At 64.8% G+C, this 4,056-nt stretch carries 4 protein-coding genes and 1 pseudogene; 4 read left to right on the forward strand and 1 reads right to left on the reverse strand.

Annotated features, from left to right (window positions below):
• Positions 1-1,762: DNA polymerase I (polA, locus tag Q0L94_RS14835; protein ID WP_296754677.1), on the forward strand; the 1,762-nt coding region annotated here is incomplete at its 5' end.
• 86 nt (positions 1,763-1,848) lie between these two features.
• On the opposite strand, the gene mscL is transcribed toward polA, so the two are convergent.
• Positions 1,849-2,271: a large conductance mechanosensitive channel protein MscL gene (mscL, locus tag Q0L94_RS14840; protein ID WP_296754685.1), complete on the reverse strand. Its 423-nt coding sequence runs from the start codon at positions 2,269-2,271 to the stop codon at positions 1,849-1,851.
• A 131-nt stretch (positions 2,272-2,402) separates the two neighbouring features.
• Here mscL and dusB point away from each other — a divergent pair, with 131 nt between their 5' ends.
• The 3 genes and pseudogenes from dusB to purH all read left to right on the forward strand — a co-directional run.
• Positions 2,403-3,449, forward strand: a complete 1,047-nt coding sequence (dusB, locus tag Q0L94_RS14845) for a tRNA dihydrouridine synthase DusB (RefSeq protein WP_296754680.1) — start codon at positions 2,403-2,405, stop codon at positions 3,447-3,449.
• A 14-nt stretch (positions 3,450-3,463) separates the two neighbouring features.
• Positions 3,464-3,703: a helix-turn-helix domain-containing protein gene (locus Q0L94_RS14850; protein ID WP_018078218.1), complete on the forward strand. Its 240-nt coding sequence runs from the start codon at positions 3,464-3,466 to the stop codon at positions 3,701-3,703.
• A gap of 19 nt (positions 3,704-3,722) precedes the next feature.
• Positions 3,723-4,056: pseudogene (gene purH, locus Q0L94_RS14855) on the forward strand (bifunctional phosphoribosylaminoimidazolecarboxamide formyltransferase/IMP cyclohydrolase); the annotation flags it as partial.

Genomic DNA, 4,056 nt, shown 5'->3' on the forward strand with positions numbered 1-4,056 from the left:
GGAAGCCGCGCCGGCGTTTGCGCTCGACACCGAAACCACCAGCCTCAACGCGATGCAGGCCGAACTGGTCGGCATCTCGTTCGCCACGGCCCACGGCGAAGCGGCCTACCTGCCGCTGGCGCATCACTATGCCGGCGCGCCCGAACAGCTCGACCGGACTGCCGTTCTAACCAGGCTCGCACCGCTGCTGGAAAACCCCGAACCCAGAATCATCGGCCAGCACCTCAAATACGACCGCCATATTTTTGCCAATTACGGCATCGCGCTTGGGGGGGTCGGAGGCGGCGGCGTCATCGACGACACGCTGCTGCAGTCCTACGTGCTCGAAGCGCACCAGTCGCACGAACTCGGCAATCTGGCAACGCGCCACCTCGGGCTGGCGACGCTCAGCTACGACGACGTCACCGGCAAGGGCGCGGCGCGCATCGGCTTCGAACAGGTGGCGATCGAGCGTGCCGGCGAATACGCAGCGGAAGACGCCGACATCACGCTGCGGGTGCGCGATGCATTGGCGCCGCAGATCGCCGCCTCCGACAAGCTGGCTTTCGTGTACAGGAACATCGAACTGCCGGTGGCGCAGATTCTGTTCCGCATGGAACGCGCCGGCGTGCTGCTCGACCGCAACCTGCTGGCGCTACAGAGCGGCGAGCTTGGCAGGAAGATGCTGGAACTGGAGCAGCGCGCCTACCAGGAAGCCGGGCAGCCGTTCAATCTCGGCTCTCCCAAGCAGATCGGCGACATCCTGTTTACGCAGAAGGGCCTGCCGGTGCTCAAGAAAACCCCGGGCGGCGCGCCCTCCACCGACGAGGAGACGCTGGAGCAGCTGGCGCTCGATCACCCCATCGCGCGGGCAATTCTCGACTACCGCGGGCTGGCCAAGCTGAAATCGACCTACACCGACAAGCTGCCGCAGATGATCGATCCGGCCACCGGGCGGGTGCACACCAGCTATTCGCAGGCGACCGCGGTGACCGGGCGGCTGGCAAGTTCCGACCCCAACCTGCAGAACATCCCGGCGCGCACCACCGAGGGCCGCCGCATCCGCGAAGCCTTCATCGCGCCGCCCGGACACGTGCTGGTATCGGCCGACTATTCGCAGATCGAGCTGCGCATCATGGCGCACCTGTCCGACGACGCCGGCCTGCTGAATGCGTTTTCCAGCGACCAGGACATCCACGCCGCCACCGCCGCCGAAGTCTTCGGCGTGCCGCTGGCAGAGGTGAATGCCGAACAGCGGCGCATGGCCAAGGTAATCAATTTCGGCCTGATCTACGGCATGTCGGCGTTCGGCCTGGCCAGCCAGCTCAACCTCGAACGCGCCGCTGCGCAGGCCTGGATCGACCGCTACTTCGTGCGCTACCCGGGCGTGGCCGGCTACATGCAGCGCACGCGCGAGGCCGCGCGCAGCCAGGGCTACGTCGAGACCGTGTTCGGCCGCCGCCTGTATCTGCCGGAAATCAACGCCCGCAACCCGCAGCGCCGCCAGGGCGCGGAACGCGCCGCCATCAACGCGCCGATGCAGGGCACCGCGGCCGACCTCATCAAACTGGCGATGATCGCAGTGCAGGGCTGGCTCGATCGCGAAAAACTGGCCAGCCGCCTGCTGCTGCAAGTGCACGACGAACTGATCCTCGAAGTACCGGAAAACGAGCTCGACCACGTGCGCGCCGAACTGCCGGGGCACATGTGCAATGTCGCGTCGCTCAAGGTGCCGCTGCGTGTGGGCGTGGGAACGGGCCGCAATTGGGAAGCCGCACACTAGGGCGTGTTAACGCCCTAACCCATCGCCGGTGCCGATGAAAAAAGGCAGCCCGGCCGGGCTGCCTTTCGGTTCGCTCTGCGTTCGCCCTATTTTTTCAGGCTGTCGCGGATTTCGCGCAAGAGCACGATGTCCTCCGGCGGCGCGGCAGGGGCGGCGGGCGGCGCTTCCTTCTTCAGCCGGTTGAGTTGCTTCACCAGGATGAAGACGATGAACGCCAGAATGATGAAGTTGAGCAGGATGGTCAGGAAGTTGCCGTAGGCAAATACCGGAACGCCGGCCGCTTTCACTTCGGCCAGCGTCATCGCCACGCCTTCGGGTACCGTGTCCAGGGCAATGAACAGATTGGAAAAGTCGAAGCCGCCGGACACCGCGCCAACGAGCGGCATGATGAGGTCGTTGACGATCGACTCGACGATCTTGCCGAAGGCCGCGCCGATGATGACGCCGACCGCCAGATCCATGGCATTGCCCTTGACTGCAAATTCCTTGAATTCCGACATGAAGCTCATGTTTTCCCCCTGTTCTTCGATGAAAAGCGACTCCATGGATGGTAGCCGCTGAGGCCGCATGCCTCCAGCCCGAAATGTAAAATTTCTCCGGCTTGGTCGGGACCCGCGACGCGGGTAAAATGCGATCCCTTATGCGTATCGGCAGCCACCTCCTCAAGAACCGCCTGATCGTCGCCCCCATGGCCGGGGTGACCGACCGGCCTTTCCGCCAGCTTTGCAAGAAGCTGGGCGCGGGTATGGCCGTGTCCGAAATGGTGACGTCGAACTCGCTGCTGTACGGTTCGGCCAAGACGGCGCGGCGCGCCAACCACGAAGGCGAGGTCGACCCGATCAGCGTGCAGATCGCCGGCGCCGATCCGGCGATGATGGCCGAGGCCGCACGCCACAACGTCGATCGCGGCGCACAGATCATCGACATCAACATGGGCTGCCCGGCGAAGAAGGTATGCAACGTGATGGCGGGTTCCGCCCTGCTGCAGGATGAAGCCCTGGTCGGGCGCATTCTCGACGCCGTGGTCAAGGCCGTTCCCGAGGTGCCGGTGACGCTGAAGATCCGCACCGGCTGGGATCGCGAGCACAGGAACGCGCTCAACATCCTGAAGATCGCCGAGAGCGCCGGCGTGCAGGCGCTGGCGATGCACGGCCGCACCCGCGCCTGCGGCTACACCGGCGAGGCCGAGTACGACACCATCAAGGCCGTCAGGGCCGAAGCGAAGATTCCGGTGATCGCCAATGGCGACATCACCACCCCGGAAAAAGCGAAATACGTCCTCGAATACACCGGCGCCGACGCCGTGATGATCGGCCGCGCTGCACAGGGCCGCCCCTGGATTTTCCGCGAGATCGCGCATTACCTGGCCACCGGCGAGCACCTGCCGCAGCCCGAAGTGGCGGAAATCCACACCGTGCTGCTCGAGCACATCCATGACCTCCATGCCTTCTACGGCGACGTGACCGGCGTGCGCGTCGCGCGCAAGCACATCTCCTGGTACACCAGGGGGCTGATCGGCAGCAGCGCGTTCCGCCACGCCATGAATCAGCTCGACACCGTGGCCGGGCAGCTCGCGATGGTCAACGAGTATTTTGCCCAGGCGGCGCGCGCAGACAGCCGCCTGCGCTACGAACACCAAAACAATAACGCGGACGACATGCCGGCTGTCACACGACTCGCGGCATAAAGGGGAACCTCAAGATGATGGAAGAAAACGAAATCGCCGCCTGCATGCGGCGGTCGCTCAACCGCTATTTCAAGGACCTCGACGGCGAGGCACCGAGCGAGATCTACACCATGGTGCTGAGTGCGGTGGAGAAACCCCTGCTGACCTACATCCTCGACCGCGCCGAAGGCAACCAGACGCGTGCTGCCGACATGCTCGGCATCAACCGCAACACCCTGCGCAAGAAGATGCGCGAACACGGCCTCTCCGACTAACCTTCCCCACCCTCGCCCAATGAAGATCCAGCGTGCCCTGCTCTCCGTGTCGGACAAAACCGGCCTCGTCGATTTCGCCCATGCGCTCGCCACGTCCGGCGTCGAACTGCTGTCCACCGGCGGCACCGCCAAGGCGCTGCGCGACGCCGGCCTCGCGGTGATCGACGTCAGCGAATACACCGGCTTTCCCGAAATGCTCGACGGCCGCGTGAAGACGCTGCATCCGAAGGTCCACGGCGGCATCCTGGCGCGGCGCGACCTGCCGGAGCACGTGGCGACGATGACCGAACACGGCATGCCTTACATCGACCTGGTGTGCGTCAACCTGTATCCCTTCGTCGCCACGGTGTCCA

It is taken from the genome of Thiobacillus sp., from assembly GCF_024708915.1.